Here is a 17,557-nt window from a genome sequence, read left to right as displayed (position 1 = left end):
CCGGAGGTGCTCCGTGCGTCGAATATTGAGCGCCGCCCTGGCGGGCCTGTTGCTCACCGGGATGGCCGCCTGTGGCGGGGACGACGACGGGGGCACCGCCGCCCCTGTCGCCGGCGCCGGCGTCGAGGGGGTCGACGACGGCTCCGAGCTCACCCTGTGGACCCGCGCCCCGCTGGAGTTGCAGGCCAAGGCCCTGGTGGAGGCGTACAACGCCGCGCACAAGAACCAGGTGAAGCTGACCATCGTCCCCAACGACGACTACGTGGCCAAAGTGGGCGCGGCGGCCGGCAGCGGCGATCTGCCGGACCTGTTCGCCGCCGACATCGTCTACGTGCCCAACTGGACCAAGTCGGGTCTGTTCCACGACCTGACCGAGAGCATCGGCCAGCTCTCCTACGCCGACAAGATCAACCAGGGGCACGTTCAGGCCGGCACCTTCGAAGGCAAGAAGTACGTGCTGCCCTTCGTCCTGGACCTGTCGGTCATGTTCTGGAACAAGAAGCTCTACAAGGAGGCGGGCCTCGACCCGGAGAAGGGCCCGACCACCGTCGACGAGTTCAAGCAGCAGGCGCTGGCCGTACAGAAGCTCGGCAGGAAGGACGTCCACGGCACCTACTTCGGCGGCAACTGCGGCGGCTGCAACGTCTTCACCTGGTTCCCGATGGTGTGGGCCAGCGGCGAGGAGGTGATGGACCCGGCCGGCACCGAGTCGCTGCTCGACGGGCCCGCCGCGCAGAAGGTCTACTCGACCTGGCGCGAGCTCCAGACGGCCGGCGCGATCGCCCCCGGCTCGAAGGACGAGACCGGCGCCACCTGGGTCGCCGCCTTCCAGGAGGGCAAGATCGGCGTGATGCCGTACCCGGCCACCCTGCTGCCGACCGCGTCCAAGACCGTCGACGTCGGCGTCACCGCCATCCCCGGCGTCACGGCCGGGCAGGGTTCCACGTTCGTCGGCGGTGACGGCATCGGCGTCTCCAAGGACTCCAAGAAGACCCAGCAGGCCTGGAACTTCCTGTCCTGGCTGACCTCCGAGGCCGCGCAGGTCGAAGTGCTCGCCAAGAACAACAGCAGCGTGGCCCGCACCGACCTCGTCGACAACCAGTACTCGGCCAAGGACCCGCGCGTGGTCACGATCAACAAGGCCGCGGCGTCGCCGCAGAGCAAGACCCCGGTCGCGGTCAACTTCCAGCAGGCGTTCAACGCGCCCGGCAGCCCATGGGCCACCCTCCTTCGCAATCAGGTGTACGGCGACGCGGCCGCCCTCGAGAAGGACAACGAAGCCCTGACCGCAGTCCTGGCCCAGTGACGAATGGCGGCGCCCGGGACACCCGCCGGGCGCCGCACCGAACGTGAGGACCGACCCACCGTGGCATCTCCCGTCACCACCCTGGAACAACAACGGAGCTCGCCCGCCGTACCGGTGAAAGGGGTGAGGCGACGCCGGAGGCCGAAGCTGACCGGCTGGGCCTATGCCGCGCCCACCGCGTTGTTCGTCCTGATCTTCTTCGTCGTGCCGGTGATCCTGGTCGCGCGCATGTCGGTCTCCGACTGGGGGTTGTTCACCGGCGACCGTGGCTGGAACGCGCCGGAGAACTACTCCGATGTCCTCGACGACCGGCTGCTGTGGCCGGCCGTCTGGTTCACGATCAAATACACCGTCGTCACCACCGTCATCCTGCTCGGACTCGCCCTCGGGCTGGCCATGCTGGTGCAGGAGTCGAGCCGCTGGACGGGATTCCTGCGCAGTTCGTTCCTGGTTCCGTCGGCGCTCGGGCTGGCGTCGGCGTCGCTGCTGTTCTACGCCCTCTACTCGCCGCAGAGCAGCCCGCTCGGCTTCCTCGGCATCGACTCGTTCCTCGGCACCCCGAGCTCGGCGCTGTGGTCGACGGTCGTGCTGATCGTCTGGCGGTTCGCCGGCTTCTACATGCTGCTGTTGCTGGTCGGGTTGCAGAGCATCCCCGGTGACGTCTACGAGGCGGCCCGCCTGGACGGCGCCACCCGGGCGCAGACCTTCCGGCACATCACGCTGCCGCTGCTCAAACCGTCGCTGGCGCTGTGCGCGATCCTCTGCGTCACCGGATCACTGCTGGCCTTCGACCAGTTCTACATCCTCACCAAGGGCGGCCCGGACAACAGCACGATCACCATCGTCCAGCTCGTCTACAACATGGCCTTCTACGGCCAGAACAACCTGGGCCGCGCCGCCGCCCTCTCCATCCTCATCCTGGCCGCCCTGCTGGTCGTCAACGTCCTGCAGTTCCGTGGCCTGCGCGGCAAGGAGGACTGACCATGCGGACCCCGCAGCACATCGTCGGCGGCGGCCTCGCCGTCCTCTTCCTCTCCCCGCTGGTGTGGTCCGCGGTCGCCTCGGTGAGCCCGCAGGCCGGCACCAGGCAGACCGCCGGCTGGGGTTTCGGCAACTATCAGACGCTGGCGAACTACCAGGCCGGCATCGGGCAGTACCTGCTGAACTCGACAGTGGTGTCGGTCCTGACCGTGCTGTTCACCCTGGGCGTGTCACTGCTCGGCGGGTACGCGTTCGCGATGTTCCGGTTCCCCGGCCGCAACCTGCTGTTCCTGGTCACCCTGGCCATCCTGATGGTGCCCTACGCGACCCTGCTGATCCCGCTCTACGTCCTGCTCAACGACCTGGGCCTGCAGAACTCGCTGCTCGGCCTGGCGCTGGTGCTCACCATGTTCCAGCTGCCGTTCGCCGTCTTCATGATGCGCATCTCCTTCGAGGCGGTGCCCAAGGAACTCGGCGAGTCGGCCCTGGTCGACGGGTGCGGCAGCTTCCGGGCCCTGCTGCACATCATGCTTCCGGCGGTGCGGCCCGGCCTGATCACCGTCGGCCTGTTCGCCTTCCTGGCCGCCTGGAACGACTTCATCACCCCGCTGGTGCTGATCAGCGACTCCGACAAGGCGCCCCTGCCGCTGGCCGTCGCCAACATGCGCCAGCAGGTGATGGGCATCGTCGACTACGGCGCGACCGAGGCCGGGGTGGTCACCCTCGCCCTGCCCTGCATCGTGCTGTTCCTCGCCCTCCAGCGGCACTACGTCCGCGGTTTCCTGTCCGGCGCGCTGAAGGGTTGACCTGGTGACGATCGAGAAAGCCGTCGTGTCCGGCGAATGGACCGGGCGCGGCGGGACACCGGCTGCCCCGAGCACCGGCCGGCTGCGGCCGCTGGGCCTGCACGAGGTGACCCTGCGGCCCGGCTTCTGGCAGCAACGGCAGCACACCAGCCGGACCGCCTCCTTCGACCACATCGAGCACTGGCTGACCAAGGCCGGCTGGCTCGGCAACTTCGGCGCACCCGTCGAGGACCGCCGCGGCCGCGAGTTCTCCGACTCCGAGGTCTACAAGTACCTGGAGGCGCTGGCCTGGGCGAACGACCCCGCCTACGAGGACCGCTTCCAGGCGATCGTGGCCCGGATCGCCGCCGTCCAGGAACCCGACGGCTACCTCAACACCAACTTCGGGCGGCCCGGCCAGGCCGCCCGCTACACCGACCTGGAGTGGGGCCACGAGCTCTACTGCTACGGCCACCTCATCCAGGCGGCGGTGGCCCGGGCCCGCACCCACGGTCACGACGACCTCGTGACCGTGGCGATGCGCGCCGCCGACCACGTCTGCGACACGTTCGGCCCGGACGGCATCGGCTCGGTCTGCGGGCACGCCGAGATCGAGCCCGCGCTGGTCGAGCTGTACCGGGTCACCGGACACCGGCGCTACCTCGACCAGGCGCGACTGTTCGTCGAACGGCGCGGCCACCAGGTGCTCGACGACATCGAGTTCGGCCGCGCCTACTTCCAGGACGACGTGCCGATCCGCCAGGCCCGGGTACTGCGCGGGCACGCCGTACGGGCCGTCTACCTGGCGTCCGGGGCGGTCGACCTGGCCGTCGAGACCGGCGACACCGGGCTGCTCGAGGCGGTCGCCCGGCAGTGGCGGGCCACCGTCGCCCGGCGCACCTATCTCACCGGCGGCATCGGGTCGCGACATCAGGACGAGGCCTTCGGCGACGACTTCGTACTGCCACCGGACCGCGCCTACCAGGAGACCTGCGCCGGCGTCGGGTCGATCATGCTGTCCTGGCGGCTGCTGCTCGCCGAAGGCAACCCGCGCTACGCCGACCTGATCGAACGGGTGCTGTTCAACATCATCGCCACCTCGCCGTCCGACGACGGGGCCCGGTTCTTCTACACCAACACCCTGCACCAGCGGGTTCCCGGCATCGAACCGGCCGCCGGCGCCCTGGTTCCGCGGGCCGCGTCCAGTCTGCGGGCGCCCTGGTACGCGGTATCCTGCTGCATGACCAACCTGGCGCGCACGTTCGCCAGCCTCGCCGCCTACGTCGCCACCACCGACGACGACGGTGGCGTACAGATCCACCAGTACACCCCCGCGTCGATCCGGACCGGCGACATCGGGCTCGACATCGACACCCGCTATCCGGCGGACGGGCGGGTCACCATCCGGGTCGTCGCCGCGCCGCAGACCGCGTGGACGCTCACCCTGCGGATCCCACCGTGGGCCACCGGGGCGACCCTCGACGGCGTACCGGTGGCGCCCGGCCTCGCCGCGGTGCGGCGCCGTTTCACGGCGGGCGACACCCTGACGCTCGATCTGGCGGTCCGGGCGCGGCTCACCTTCCCCGACGCCAGAATCGACGCGGTACGCGGAAGCGTCGCCGTCGAACGCGGCCCGGTCGTCTACTGCCTCGAATCGGTCGACCTGCCGCCCGGTGTCACGATCGACACCGTCCGCCTGGATCCCGCCGCCGAACCGGTGGACCGCGACGGGGCCGTGATCGTCACCGGTCACACCCGGGCGGCTCCCGACCCGAGCTGGCCCTACGGCCCCCCGCCGTCGCCGGCCACCGGGGATCCCGTCGAGATTCCGCTGCGCCCGTACCACCGCTGGGCCCGGCGCGGACCGTCCACGATGCGCGTCTGGCTGCCCACCACCTGACCGGCCCTCGGCGGGCCCGCGAGGGCCCGCCGCCCCGCCGCGGACAGGTACGCCCTAACGTCGCCGGTCGGCGGCCGGCGCCAGGGCCTCGCCGACGGCGGCGAGCAGTTCCACGGCCGTGAACGGCTTCTGCACGATGCGGGCCGGGCCGAGATCGTAGCGGCGGCGCAGATCGTCCTCGCTGTAACCGGATATGAACAGCACCCGCAGGTGCGGATGGCGGGCCCGCAACTGGTCGGCGATCGCCGGGCCGGAGCGGTCGCGCAGCACGATGTCGGTGACGAGCAGGACCACGTCCCCCGGTTCGGTGGCGTCGTGCCAGACGGTGGTGCGGTAACCGTTCTCCTGGAGGATCCGCACCACCAGGTCGCGGACGTACTCCTCGTCCTCGATCACGGCGACGTGCTCGCCGTGCCCGGGCGCCGCCGGGCCGTCGTCCGGCCGGACCGCCCGGTTCGCCGGTTCCCCGGCCGGTGGCAGCAGAATCTGGAAGGTGGTGCCGACACCCGGCGACGAGTCCACGCTGATCCGCCCGCCGGCGTCCTCGACGATGCCGTAGACGGTGGCCAGGCCGAGCCCGGTGCCCTGGTCCACGGGTTTGGTGGTGAAGAACGGCTCGAAGAGACGGTCGCGCACCTCGGCGGTCATGCCGCAGCCGGTGTCGCTGACGGTGAGCCGGGCGTCGCCGCTGTCCACCCGGCCGGTCTCGACGACGACCACGCCGCCGTCGGCCATCGCGTCCCGGGCGTTCACGATCAGGTTGATCATTATCTGGTCGAGGTGGCCCCGGTTCACCCGGACCGGCAGCGGCAGCGGATGTTTGCGGCAGAGGATCCGGATGTTGGCGCCGATGCTGCGGCGGAGCAGTTCGCTGGAGCAGTCGACGACCTCGTTCAGGTCGACGGTCTCGACCTGGGTCGGTTCCCGCTTGGCGAACAGCAGCAACTGCCCGGTCAGGTCGCGGGCCCGGTCGGCGGCATTACGGATCCGGGCCAGGTCCTTCCGGCCTTCGGGGGTGACCTCGTCGGTCAGGAAGTCGGCGTAGTTGAGGATGATGGCCAGCAGGTTGTTGAAGTCGTGCGCCACCCCGCCGGCCAGCTGGCCCAGGCTCTCCATCCGGGCGGCACGGGCGGACCGTTCCAGGGCGAGCCTCTCCTCGGCTTCGAGCCGTTTCGCGGCGGTGACGTCCCGTTCGGTGGCGGCCGCCGCGACGACCCGGCCGGTGTCGTCGCGGATCGGGGCGACCGTGACCGAGACCGTCACCTCGGTGCCGTCACGGCGGACGCGCCGGGCCTCGTCGAGCCGCAGGTGCCCGCCGGCGGACAGGGCGGCCAGGGACTGTTCGAAGGCGGCCCGGCGGTCCGGCGGCAGGATCCGGGTGAAGCGGCGGCCGGTGACCTCGCTCGCGCGGTAGCCGTACAGGTTCTCGGCGCCGGCGTTCCAGATCGTCACGGTGCCGTCGAGGTCGGTCACGATGATCGCGTCGGAGGACTGCTCGACGATGGCGGCCAGCATCTCGCGTTCGCGGGTGGCGGCGGACCGGATCCGCAGCAGCGATCGCAGGCGGCGGGCGATCACCCAGCCGATCACCGTGATGGCGGTCATCACCAGCAGCCGCAGAATCTGGTCGGTGCTTCCGAGCAGGCCCTGCGAGCTGGAGATGGCGAAGGCGGCGGCCCACGCGTAGGCACCCACGGCCAGCACCCCGCGGGGGTTCGCGGTGGCGGCCGCCAGGGCGGGCCCCAGCGCCAGCATGCCGAACGTGAGCATCCGGGGTGGCGAGGCCGCGGAGAGCACGGCCAGGACGGTCACGGCCACGAAGGCCACGCCGACGCCCGGCACCGCTTTCGGAGGCTTCATCGCTGGGCCGCCTTTCCGGATGCTGCCGGTAGGCTATGCCCCGTTCGGCCGGATCAGAGGCCGAGTTCGAAAACCAGCAGACGCGCCACCACGGCGTGAACGACCCTCGACGCCAGACGGCGATCCTGCCGTCACACCTACCGTGGGCGGGCCGGCCGGGGCAGCAGCGCCGGGACGCGGCGCATGTGCTCCTCGTAGGCCGGACGGCGGGCCATCGACCGACGGTCCATCATCGGCACGCTCACGAACAGGAAGAGCAGCACCATCGTGACCGGGCCGAGCACCGTCCACCACCGGTCCGGCGCGGCGGCCAGCCCGAACAGCCACAACCCCCACCAGAACATGATCTCGCCCAGATAGTTCGGATGCCGCGAGTGACGCCACAGGCCCCGGTCGATGATCCGGCCCCGGTTCGCCGGATCCCGGGTGAACCGGCGCATCTGCCGGTCGGCGGTCGCCTCGATCAGCACGGCGGTGGCGGTCACCGCCACCGCCAGCACGTCGAGCACACCCCACGGCCGGCCGGTCACCGTCACGGCGGGCCAGACCGGAAGAAGCCCGGCGAAGACCACCAGCGTCGGCATGAGCTGGATGCCGGCCAGGTTGACCAGCCACCACGGCACGCCGGGCGGGCGCTGTTCACGCAACTGCACGTAACGCCAGTCCTCGTGGCTCAGGCCGCGCCACGACGACGCCCAGTTGGCGGTCAGCCGCACCGCCCAGGCCAGCACCAGCAGCAGCACGGCCACCTGCCGTCCGGTCGCCGCGGACGGGTCGCCGCCGGTGCGCCACAGCACCCAGACGACCACGATCACGGCCGGGGCGACACTCCAGTACGGGTCGTACAGGCTGGCGTTGGCGACCAGCATGCTCGCCGCGAACACCACCAGGGTGGCGGCCAGGTCGGCGTAGAAGGTCAACAGCAGCGGAGGCGTTCCGTCCAGCACGGCGGCGACGGCCCACGCGGCCAGCCCGGCCACGAGGTAGGCGGCCGTCACCACGGCGAACCCCCGCGATCGATCCAGACCCGTCGACATAGCATGAGACTAGGCGTGCACCGCCCGTGCCGTGAAGTCCGGTTCCTCGGCCGGCCGGCCGAAGAGGTAGCCCTGCAACAGCCGGTAGCCGAGCCGGTACAGCGCCTCCGCCTGCTCGGCCGTCTCCACGCCCTCGGCCACCGCCTCCAGGCCCAGCCCCGCGCTGACCTGCATCATCGCCTCCGCGATGACGGCGTGGCGGCCGGCCTCGGTGATCCGGTCGACGAACGACTTGTCGATCTTCAGAACGTCGGCCGGGACGCTCTGCAGCAGACCCAGCGACGAGTGCCCGGTGCCGAAGTCGTCCAGCGCGATGCGTACGCCCAGGGCACGCAGCTCGTGCAGCGCCACCACGGCCGGGCCGCCCTCGAACACCGCCGTCTCGGTCACCTCGACGGTCAGCCGGTGCGGCGCCAGACCGGTACGCGTGAGCACGGCGGCCACCGACTCGGCGAACCCCGACCGCGCCAGCTGACGGGCCGACACGTTCACACTGATCCGGTCCGGAGCGAGCGGCCCGAGTTCGGCGGTCCACCGGGTGAGCCGCGCGCACGCGGTCTCCAGGATCCAGGCGCCCAGCTCGACGATCAGCCCGTTGCGTTCGGCGACCGGGATGAACAGGGCCGGGCTGATCAGGCCACGCCGCGGGTGCCGCCAGCGGACCAGCGCCTCCACGGCGACGACCCGGCACTCGGGCAGCCGGACGATCGGCTGGTACACCAGCTGGAACTGGCCGGTGTCGAGCCCGTGCCGGATCTGCGCGCCCAGCCGGGCCTGCTCCGACGAACGTTCGTCGAACGCGGCCGTCCACCGGACGTACGGCTCACCGGTCCGCCTGGCCGCGCACATCGCCACCCCGGCCCGGCGCAGCACCTCCACCGGATCGTCCGCGCCGTCGGCGCCGGAGACCCCGATGTCGGCGCTGACCAGCACCTCGTACCCGTCGTTGCGGACCGGATAGTGCACCGCCCCGATCAGCCGGCCGGCCACCGCGTCCGTCTCACCCGGCGCCGCGTCCGGCAGCAGCACCGCGAACTCGTCGCCGCTGACCCGCGCCACCAGCGCCCGCGGACCGGCCAGCGAACGCACCCGCTCCGCGACCCGGCCGATCACGTGGTCCCCGGCCACGTGGCCGAGCTCGTCGTTGATGCCGCCCAGATCGTTGAGCCCGACGAGGATCACCTGCGGACAGCCGCCGTCCAGGGCCTCACCCAGCGCGAGGTAGAAGTGCCGCCGGTTGTGCAGGCCGGTCAGGTCGTCCCGGCTCGCGACCCGCCGCAGCTCGGTCGCCTGCCGCTGCACCTTGCGCATCACACCGGCCATCCGGGTCACGCCGAGCACGAACAGCACGATCGCGCCGGCCGCGATGACGACCCGGTCGACGTCGTCGCCGCCCACCGACGGGATGAACAGCAGGCCGGGGGCGGGCACCGAACAGCAGGCGATCACGGCCAGGTGGGAGCGGCTCGTGCGTACCGTCCTCGGGCCGTCCGCGGACGAGGCGACGGCCATCGACGGGTGCAGCGCCGCCGCGCCCCACACCACGTACGCCAGCAGCCAGGTCCAGTCGAGGCCGCGCCCCTCGTACCCGAAATGCAGGCTCGCCACCGAGAAGGCGACGTCGCCGACCAGCAGCAACCCGGCCGCCAGCCCGAGCAGGTCGGAGCTGACCGTACGGGTGCGGGCGCCGGTGAGCAGCCGGGCGATCATCACCAGCAGCAGCACGTCGAGCGCCGGATAGGCGGTGCTGACGATCCGTTCCAGCAGCGACGCCGACTCACCGGCGGCGACCGGATGCAGGAGGAACACCCACAGGCCCAGCGACAGTCCGACGGCGGCCATCGCGGCGTCGAGGAGCCCGTCGGAGTCCCGGCCGCGGTACTCGCGCAGCAGCAGGAACAGCCCGGCGATCAGCGGCGGGTAGGAGGCGACGTAGAAGACGTCCGCGATCGACGGGTACGGCTCCTCGTGGCGCACGTGCTGCAGATACCACCAGGTGAAGTCCCCGGCGGACGACAGCAGGATCCCGGCCGCGAAGAGGACCCACGCGGCCGGGCTCGGCGGCCGGTTCCACCGCACCGCGGCCAGGATGACCAGCCCGGCACAGAGGCCGACCGCGTTGTACTCGATGATCGACAGCGGGCTGCCGGCGGGCAGCAGGTAGAAGCCGACGGTGGCGAGCACGCCACCCACGACCCACCACCGCCACCAACGGGCACCCGGGCTCATGAGCCGACCATCGGCGACGGTGTGCCCCAGTTGAGAGGACCCTGGAGCCGTTGTCGCCGCCCACGCGGCAGCAGACGGGCTACGCGCCCGGTGGATCTCCGTCGCCGTCGTCGGCGGTCGCGCCGGACGGACCGTAAGGCGACGTCTGACCCGCCGGCGTCTTGCGATGGCCGGTCTTGTCGTGGCTTTCCTGAAGCGCCTCGGTCCGGTGGGCGTCCCCGGTGCGCTGCTCGGTGGTCGGCGATTCGCCGCTGCGCCGCATCTCGGGCTGCCGGACGTTCGTCGTCACGAAACTCCTCCCACGTCTTGACGGTCGCCGGATCACCCCGCCCACCAGCGGATATGTCCGGCCCCGCCGGGGAAAGACCCGGACATGACGAGAACACGTGCCGCCGCGGTGGCGGCGTCGAGCGAGTTTCCCGGCGACGACGGCGTCCGGCAGCCGGCGGGGGAGGTGCACGCCTGGACCCCCGGCATGAACCAGACGCTGTGCGGCCTGGCGCTGAGCCGGACCCGGCTGCGACGATTCCCGCACGTGCGGTTCGACTTCCGGGCCACCGACATGGTCACCGCGGGCGACGAGATCCGGCACATCTGCCCGCGTTGCGTCGCCGCGACCAGCCGCCGCGGCGAGCGATCGTGGACCCGGACGGCCCCGCGCCCCTAGGGCCACGGCCGCCGGGCACACTGGCGGCCGTCCCGCGGCGCGGGGCTCAGCCGGCCACGCAGCCGGGCTCGTCGACGATCCTGATGCCGACGATGTGCCACGGATAGTCGGTCTCGTCGTAGAACCAGGTGTCTCCGGGTTTCACGCAGGCCGAGGTGCCGTCCTGGTCGAGCAGCCACACGGCGTCGTCGTTGCGTGAGTTGTAGACCGCGTGCGAGTGGCGTCCGCCCGCGCCGAGCCGCTGCCACTGCGAGGTCATCCGCCGGTAGCTCGCCGTCGGGTGGCGGTCCTCCCAGTCGGAGCCGCTCTGATACAGGCAGACTTGCGGATAATGGCAGCCGAACGCCGTACCGGCCGCCGCTGGTGACCCGCTGGCGAGTGGCAGGCCGGTCGCCACGCAGACGGCCGCCGTGCCGAGAACAGACAGTTTTCGTAGCATTTCTCCTACCCCCTTCCCCGGTAGTGTCGCGCCGCGAAGCGGAAGATGTCGGCGATCCGCGGTTACGGCCCGGCGAGGTGGCGGATCGCGGTGACGGTCCGGTCGATCTCCGGTGACATCGTCGGTGACGGTGTACGGGCAGCTGGATCTGGCAGCCTGGGCTCGCTCGCCACGTTTCCGCTCAGCCGAGCGGAGCGGCGGGCGGTACGCCCGAGGCGTCGATGCGGGCGCGGTTCCAGGCGCGGTTGGTGAGCAGACGCAGGCCGTTGAGTCCGACGATGACGGTGGAGCCCTCGTGTCCGGCGACGCCGAGCGGCAGCGGGAGGTGGCCGAGCAGGTCCCAGGTGACCAGCGCGATGATGAAGGTCGCGGCGATGGCCAGGTTCGCTTTGACCAGGCGGCGGGCGCGGCGGGACAGGGCGATGACGGCGGGCAGGGTGCTCAGGTCGTCGCGGACCAGGACCGCGTCGGCGCTGTGCAGGGCCAGGTCGGAGCCGCGCAGGCCCATGGCCACTCCCAGGTCGGCGGCGGTCAGGGCGGGGGCGTCGTTGACGCCGTCACCGACCAGCAGCACCCGGTGGCCGTCGTCTTGCAGGGCACGGACCCGGTCGACCTTATGCTGGGGCAACAGCCCGGCGTGCACGCCGTGGATGCCTGCCTGGGCGGCCAGGTGGGCGGCGGCGCCGGGATTGTCGCCGGTGAACAGCACCGGTGTGGTGCCGGTGAGGCGGGCCAGGGCGGTCACCGTGCCGGCTGCCGCCGGCCGGATCCGGTCGGTGAGCACCAGGACACCGGCCGGTGCACCATCGGACAGCACCAGCACAGCGGTGTGCCCGGCCGTCTCGGCGGCGTGGATCGCCGCGCGCACCGCCTGGTCGCCGGTGCGGGAGTCCAGCAGGGCGGGGCCGCCGACGGCCACCGCCCGGCCGTCGACGGTCGCGCGCACGCCGCGGCCGGGGGTCGAGGTGAATCCCGTGACCTCCGGCACGGTGAGATCGTGGTCGCGGGCGGCGGCCAGGATCGCGGTGGCGACCGGATGTTCGCTGTGGCGTTCGGCGGCGGCGGCCAGCCGCAGGACCTCCCTGTCGGTGACGCCGGTGGCCGGGTGGATCTCGGCGACCCGCGGAGTGCCCTCGGTCAGGGTGCCGGTCTTGTCGAACGCCACCACGGCCGTGTCGGCCAGCCGTTCCATGACCACGGCCGACTTGACCAGCACGCCGTGCCGGCCGGCGACGGCGATCGCCGACAGCAGCGGCGGCATGGTGGCCAGCACGACCGCGCACGGCGACGCCACGATCATGAAGGTCATCGCGCGCAGCAGAGTGGGTTGCAGGCCGGCACCGAACAGCAGAGGGACGGCGAACAGGGCGAGGGTGGCAGCGACCACGCCGATCGAGTAGCGCTGTTCCACCTTCTCGATGAACAGCTGGGTCTTGGCCTTGGTGGCCGAGGCCTGCTCGACCAGGGCGACGATCCGGGCGATCACCGAGTCGCCCGGATCGCGGTGGACCCGCGCGAGCAGGGTCCCGATGCCGTTGAGGGTGCCGGCGAACACTTCGTCGCCGGGGAACTTCGCCGCGGGCAGGGACTCGCCGGTGATCGTGGCCTGGTCGACGTCGCTGGCACCGGCGACCACGATCGCGTCGGCGCCGACACGCTCGCCCGGGCGGATCCGGATCAGGTCGCCGACCCGCAGCCCGGTGGTGTCCACCTCGGTCTCGGTGCCGTCGGGGCCGACGCGCACGGCGCGATCGGGGGCGAGGTCGAGCAGCGCTCGCACCGAGTCGGCGGTGCGAGCGGTGGCGAACGCCTCCAGCGCCCCGGAAGTGGCGAAGATGACGATCAGCAGTGCGCCGTCGAAGACCTGCCCGATCGCGGCGGCCCCGATCGCGGCCACGATCATCAGCAGGTCGACGTCCAGGGTGCGCTCGCCCAGCGCCCGTACTCCGGCGAGGGCGGGTTCCCAGCCGCCGGTGACGTAGCAGGACAGATACAACGTCCACCACACCGCCGGCGGGGCGCCCAGCAGTTGGGCCAGGCCGCCGGCGGCGAACAGGGCGGTGGCCACGGCCGCCCACCGCGCTTCGGGCAACCGCCAGAGCCGGGTGCGCAGGCGCGGCGGCGAGCCGGCCGCCGGGCCCGGCACGGTACGGGTGGGCGTGGCAGTCGTGATCACAAAGGGGAACCTTACCTGCACACCTATGCAGGCAGTCAGATGACTGAACAGCCAGGGACTTAGGTCCCGGTTATGGTGGTCGGGTGCATACCACGCTGCCGGACTTCCAGATGCCCACCGACGAACAGGTCAACCTGGCCGCCGAAAGCTTCCGGCTGCTCGCCGACGCCACCCGCATCAAAATCCTCTGGGCCCTGCTGCAGGGCGAGTCCTCCGTGACCTGCCTGGCCGACATCGTCGGCGCCACCCCCACCGCGGTCAGCCAGCACCTGGCCAAACTGCGCCTGGCCGGCCTGGTCCGAGGCCGCCGCGTAGGCACCTTCGTGCACTACTCCGCCGCCGGCACCCACGTCCGCGCCGTCCTGGCCGAAGCCCTGTTCCGCACCGGCCACACCGACGTTGACCTGCCCGGAAACCCCACCGCAGAGGCACACCACGCCCATCTCCCCGATCCCGCACCAACCCGCTGAACACAGGCCCGGCCGGGTGCGCCTGATCGACTCCGGGTACCAGTTCGCCGCGCTACCGGGCTCACGTACCACCGGCTGCGGACGCCGGTGCACAACTCGACGCGTTCGAGCGGCGGCATGAACTATCGCGTCGTGTCCTGGGCGGCGGCAAGATCGTGTCCAGTGTCGGGGGTTCTGTCGAGGGGTGGTGAGAGGTCGTTCGGCCTGTGACTGTCCCTGCGGCTGGTACACCGTCGGTGGTTTGAGGGTGCGCAGTAGTGCAGCTCTTCTGCTGCTGGGCGGCACCGGTTCGGTGACCGGTGCGGTCGTAGCGTTGGGGCTTCCCTAGGTGGAAGGTCTCATGGTGCTTGGTTCCTGTTCTGATACCCCGGTCGACGCGTTGACCCGCCCTGAGCGGCTGGAGGCGGTGGCGCGCTTGCTGCCGCGTACTGCGGGCACCCCGGCGGCGTTGCAACAGTTCATCGATCACGTTGCCGGCGTGCTGGGGGCACCGTGCGCGGGCGTGTCGCTGATCCTCGCCAACGCGGGGGTCCTGACAGCCACTCATGGGGTGGGTGGCTGGCTGGCTGATGCGGGTGGCATGCCCGCGGAGTGGGCGCCGTGTGCGACGGTGGTCTGTCGCGACGCGCCTTTGTTGGTCGCCGATACCCATGATGATCCCGCGCATATCGCCAATCCGCTGGTGATGATCACGGGGGTGCGTAGCTACGCCGGGGTGCCGTTGCATCTGGTCGGGCAGGCTGTGGGCTCGTTGTGTGTGCTGTCCGGGCTGCCCGGTGCGTTCACCGAGGCTCACCTGGACGTGCTGGTCGCGCTGGCGCCGCGTGCCGTGGAGCTGATGCGGGACGCGATGGGTGGCTGACCGTCACACGGCCAACCCTGTTCGGCACCGACATGTCGCCGTTGCTCGCGTATCGGAAAGGCTTGATGCTCTCCATGACCACTGACATTGCCAGCGACCATGCCTACGGACTGGTGCGGCCCTTGGTGGCCGACCTGCACGCCTGCATCATTGATGCGTGCGGAGGTGACCCACAGCTGTGGTCCCAGCTGTGCGAGGCGGCCCATGTCTGCCCGGATACCGACGACCAAGCGGCGCTGGCCGAGCTCGTCGCGGTCGCGCTGAGAACAACCACGGGGCCGGTGCGGGTCGCTGTCGCCTCGCTGAACATTCGTCTCCAGGCCCACACCGCCCTGACCACGAGATAGAACGGCATGTTCGCCCCGGGCCCGGCCCGGGGCGTGGTGAGGTTGCCGGGCGCCTCACGGCCCTCGCGGAGGACGCTCTTCTGCCGGCCGGGCTCGTCGGACGCTGGGCCGCAGCCGTCTTAAGCGTCCGGAAAGGGCGGGGAAAGACCCCGCTAAACAGTTTTGGGAGCGCTAACAAAAGTGGTCTAGGGTGCCGGTTCATGCCGATCCCCCGAACGCGATCACGGCGGCAGCTGTGGCTCGTCATCGCGTGTGCGCTGGTGCTCCTCGCGAGCGCCGGTCTGATCCCCCAGATCATGTCGCGCGCGTCAGCGGCCACCAAGACCGTCTACATCCCCGCACACTGGACCCGGACCGGAGAGGTGCCGTGGGCCGCCGAACGAACCAAGGAGTCGAACAACTTCATCCTGCTCTGGGGTGAGAAGTCGGGCACCGATCCGAAGACGGCGCCGTCGCCGTACGACTTCGACCCGGACAGCGTGATCAGCCAGCTGGAGAACCTCTACGGCTTCTACGTGAACACCATGAAGTTCACGCCGGAGACCGGGCTGCTCGCCGAACACAAGATCATCGTCATCGTCACGAACACCTGGAACCGTACCGAGCTCAACGCCTGGGCCACCGGCGGCTCGGTCGACGGCAAGGTCGGGGTCATCAACGTCGCCCCCGGCGCGGCCCTGCCCGGCTCGTGGGGTCTCGCGCACGAGCTGGCCCACGTGTTCCAGAACTACACGTTTTTGGGCCGCTCCGGCTACGGCTTCACCGACGCCTCGGCCGGCACGTTCTGGGAGACCAGCGCCGAGTTCATGGCCATGCAGGCGCTGCCCACCACGGCCGCGGGCGACCTGACCCGGTGGCTGCGCTCGGAGAACCTGTACTACTCGTCGAGCCGGCACCACTACGGCAACTGGATGCTCGCGCAGTACATCAAGGACCGTGACGGTCTCGCCATGTTCAACCGCATCTGGAACGAGGCCCGCAGTACCGAACATCCGCTGGAGACCTACCGGCGGATCGCCGGTATCGACCAGGCCGAGCTGAACCGGCGCCTCGGCGAGTACGCCACCCGCACGGTCACCTACGACTTCGGCAACCGGGCGACGCTCATGCCGTTCATCACCAACGTGTGGGGCGCCGGGTTCCTCAACGCCTACAACGGCGGGAACGTCGAGGCGATCGACGCGAGTCTGGGGCACTACCGGATCAACGCCCGCGTCGCGCCGTCCGACTACGGCTTCAACAAGATCAAGCTGGTGCCGTCCACCGATGGCGCCCCGGTGCGGCTGCGGCTCAAGGGCCACACCGAGACCGGGGCCGGTGGCTGGACGTTCGGCCTGGTCGCGGTGAAGAACGGCACGCCCCGCTACTCGGCGCTGAAGGTCGGCGCCGACGGGCAGATCGACTTCCCGTTGCAGGCCGGCGAGTCCGAGGTGTGGCTGGTCGTCACCGCCACACCGAGCGCGGTGCCGCACTACGGGTTCCTCGACGGCTACCCCAAGGCGCGCCGGTTCCCGTACGAGTTCCGCGTCTCCGGCGCCACCCCGTCCGGGTTCGAGCCGGGCCACGTGAAGCCGAGTCCCACCGGGGGCGGCCGCTGGCACTCCAACGGCGGCGGCTGGGTCGCCGCGAGCGCGAGTGTCGCGTCCACCGCGTACGTCGGGCCGAAAGCCGCCGTGATGGGCGGCACCGTCACCGGCAACGCCCGGATCGAGGGTCTCGGCTGGGTCAACGGCGGCACCGTCGGCGGCAACGCCGTGGTCAAGGACAACGCCCTGATCCAGGAGGGCGCCAACCTGTCCGGCACGGTCGTGGTCGGCGGCGACGCGGAGATCGCGTTCGCCTGCTCGTCCGGCACGTACCTGCTGTTCAACCCGGACCGCAAGTGCGACGGCGCGGCCGGTGAGACCGACGTCAACCCGTCGTTCAGCGCTTTCCCCAGCGCTGACCTGGCGATCTCGGGAACCCCCGCGGCGATCCCTTCGGCGACCCCGCCGGCGACGCCTTCCGCGACCCCCGCGCCGGTCACCCCGTCGTCGGCGGCCCCGGTCACGTCCGCCCCGGCCACCAGCGGCAACCTCGCCGGTACGGCCACCGCGACCGCCTCCTACACCTCGGCGTGGGAGAAGGTGAGCGCCGTCAACGACGGCCGGGAACCGGCGGCCTCGAACGACACCGTCAACCCACGATGGGGCACCTGGCCGCGGACCGGCCGCCAGTGGGCCGAACTGACCTGGCCGTCCGCCGTGAAACTCGGCCGCGCCCAGGTCTACCTGTTCGACGACGGCAACGGGGTACGCCTGCCCGCATCCTGGAAGCTCCAGTACTGGACCGGTACCGCGTACGCCGACGTGCCCGCCGCCAGTGGATATCCGAAGGCCGCCGACACCTACAACACGGTCACCTTCACCCCGGTCACCACCACCCGCCTGCGGGTGTCGCTGCGCGCCTCCAGCGCCGGCTCGGTGGGCCTGCTCGAGGTGAAGGCCTTCGCCGGGTGA

The 17,557-nt window shown here is 71.0% G+C and carries 15 protein-coding genes; 9 read left to right on the top strand and 6 right to left on the bottom strand.

The window, feature by feature from the left end; all coding sequences use genetic code 11:
• The first annotated feature begins 13 nt into the window (after positions 1–13).
• From AB0I88_RS00700 to AB0I88_RS00685, 4 genes are all read left to right on the top strand, one after another.
• A complete protein-coding gene (locus AB0I88_RS00700; RefSeq protein ID WP_361016772.1) occupies positions 14–1,306 on the top strand; it encodes a sugar ABC transporter substrate-binding protein in 1,293 nt (430 codons plus the stop codon).
• A gap of 123 nt (positions 1,307–1,429) precedes the next feature.
• Positions 1,430–2,287: a sugar ABC transporter permease gene (locus tag AB0I88_RS00695; RefSeq protein WP_361016769.1), complete on the top strand. Its 858-nt coding sequence runs from the start codon at positions 1,430–1,432 to the stop codon at positions 2,285–2,287.
• A gap of 2 nt (positions 2,288–2,289) precedes the next feature.
• Entirely contained in the window at positions 2,290–3,093 is an 804-nt protein-coding gene (locus AB0I88_RS00690; RefSeq protein ID WP_361016766.1) for a carbohydrate ABC transporter permease, read from the top strand.
• A 4-nt stretch (positions 3,094–3,097) separates the two neighbouring features.
• Positions 3,098–4,972, top strand: a complete 1,875-nt coding sequence (locus AB0I88_RS00685) for a beta-L-arabinofuranosidase domain-containing protein (protein ID WP_361016763.1) — start codon at positions 3,098–3,100, stop codon at positions 4,970–4,972.
• Between the two features lie 54 nt (positions 4,973–5,026).
• Here the strand turns inward: AB0I88_RS00685 and AB0I88_RS00680 are convergent, their stop codons facing one another.
• The 4 genes from AB0I88_RS00680 to AB0I88_RS00665 form a co-directional block, all read right to left on the bottom strand.
• Positions 5,027–6,832 (bottom strand): PAS domain S-box protein, encoded by a 1,806-nt coding sequence (locus AB0I88_RS00680; RefSeq protein WP_361016760.1) that lies wholly within the window; start codon positions 6,830–6,832, stop codon positions 5,027–5,029.
• A 137-nt stretch (positions 6,833–6,969) separates the two neighbouring features.
• The gene (locus tag AB0I88_RS00675) at positions 6,970–7,869 is read right to left on the bottom strand and encodes a DUF1295 domain-containing protein (protein ID WP_361016757.1); all 900 of its coding nucleotides are present in this window, start codon (positions 7,867–7,869) and stop codon (positions 6,970–6,972) included.
• 9 nt (positions 7,870–7,878) lie between these two features.
• Positions 7,879–10,098, bottom strand: a complete 2,220-nt coding sequence (locus AB0I88_RS00670) for a bifunctional diguanylate cyclase/phosphodiesterase (protein WP_361016754.1) — start codon at positions 10,096–10,098, stop codon at positions 7,879–7,881.
• A 79-nt stretch (positions 10,099–10,177) separates the two neighbouring features.
• On the bottom strand, positions 10,178–10,387 hold the full coding sequence (locus tag AB0I88_RS00665) for a hypothetical protein (protein WP_361016751.1): 210 nt from the start codon (positions 10,385–10,387) through the stop codon (positions 10,178–10,180).
• Positions 10,388–10,471: 84 nt separating this feature from the next.
• Between AB0I88_RS00665 and AB0I88_RS00660 the strand changes: the two genes are divergently transcribed.
• Positions 10,472–10,765 (top strand): hypothetical protein, encoded by a 294-nt coding sequence (locus AB0I88_RS00660; protein ID WP_361016748.1) that lies wholly within the window; start codon positions 10,472–10,474, stop codon positions 10,763–10,765.
• 46 nt (positions 10,766–10,811) lie between these two features.
• Here the strand turns inward: AB0I88_RS00660 and AB0I88_RS00655 are convergent, their stop codons facing one another.
• Both AB0I88_RS00655 and AB0I88_RS00650 read right to left on the bottom strand, forming a co-directional pair.
• Positions 10,812–11,204, bottom strand: coding sequence for a hypothetical protein (locus tag AB0I88_RS00655; RefSeq protein ID WP_361016745.1), 393 nt, complete (start codon positions 11,202–11,204; stop codon positions 10,812–10,814).
• 181 nt (positions 11,205–11,385) lie between these two features.
• Positions 11,386–13,350 carry a heavy metal translocating P-type ATPase gene (locus tag AB0I88_RS00650; RefSeq protein WP_361017120.1) on the bottom strand — a complete coding sequence of 655 codons (1,965 nt, stop codon included), beginning with the start codon at positions 13,348–13,350 and terminating at the stop codon, positions 11,386–11,388.
• 113 nt (positions 13,351–13,463) lie between these two features.
• Between AB0I88_RS00650 and AB0I88_RS00645 the strand changes: the two genes are divergently transcribed.
• The 4 genes from AB0I88_RS00645 (at position 13,464) to AB0I88_RS00630 (ending at position 17,557) form a co-directional block, all read left to right on the top strand.
• The gene (locus tag AB0I88_RS00645) at positions 13,464–13,850 is read left to right on the top strand and encodes a metalloregulator ArsR/SmtB family transcription factor (RefSeq protein WP_361016742.1); all 387 of its coding nucleotides are present in this window, start codon (positions 13,464–13,466) and stop codon (positions 13,848–13,850) included.
• A gap of 340 nt (positions 13,851–14,190) precedes the next feature.
• Positions 14,191–14,712 (top strand): GAF domain-containing protein, encoded by a 522-nt coding sequence (locus AB0I88_RS00640; RefSeq protein WP_361016739.1) that lies wholly within the window; start codon positions 14,191–14,193, stop codon positions 14,710–14,712.
• A 74-nt stretch (positions 14,713–14,786) separates the two neighbouring features.
• The gene (locus tag AB0I88_RS00635) at positions 14,787–15,059 is read left to right on the top strand and encodes a hypothetical protein (protein ID WP_361016736.1); all 273 of its coding nucleotides are present in this window, start codon (positions 14,787–14,789) and stop codon (positions 15,057–15,059) included.
• A 200-nt stretch (positions 15,060–15,259) separates the two neighbouring features.
• A complete protein-coding gene (locus AB0I88_RS00630) occupies positions 15,260–17,557 on the top strand; it encodes a DUF6055 domain-containing protein (protein ID WP_361016733.1) in 2,298 nt (765 codons plus the stop codon).

This window comes from Actinoplanes sp. NPDC049802 (genome assembly GCF_040656595.1).
GTDB lineage: Bacteria > Actinomycetota > Actinomycetes > Mycobacteriales > Micromonosporaceae > Actinoplanes.
The sequence above is the reverse complement of the archived record's forward strand: the minus strand, read 5'-3'. Positions and strand labels throughout refer to the sequence as shown.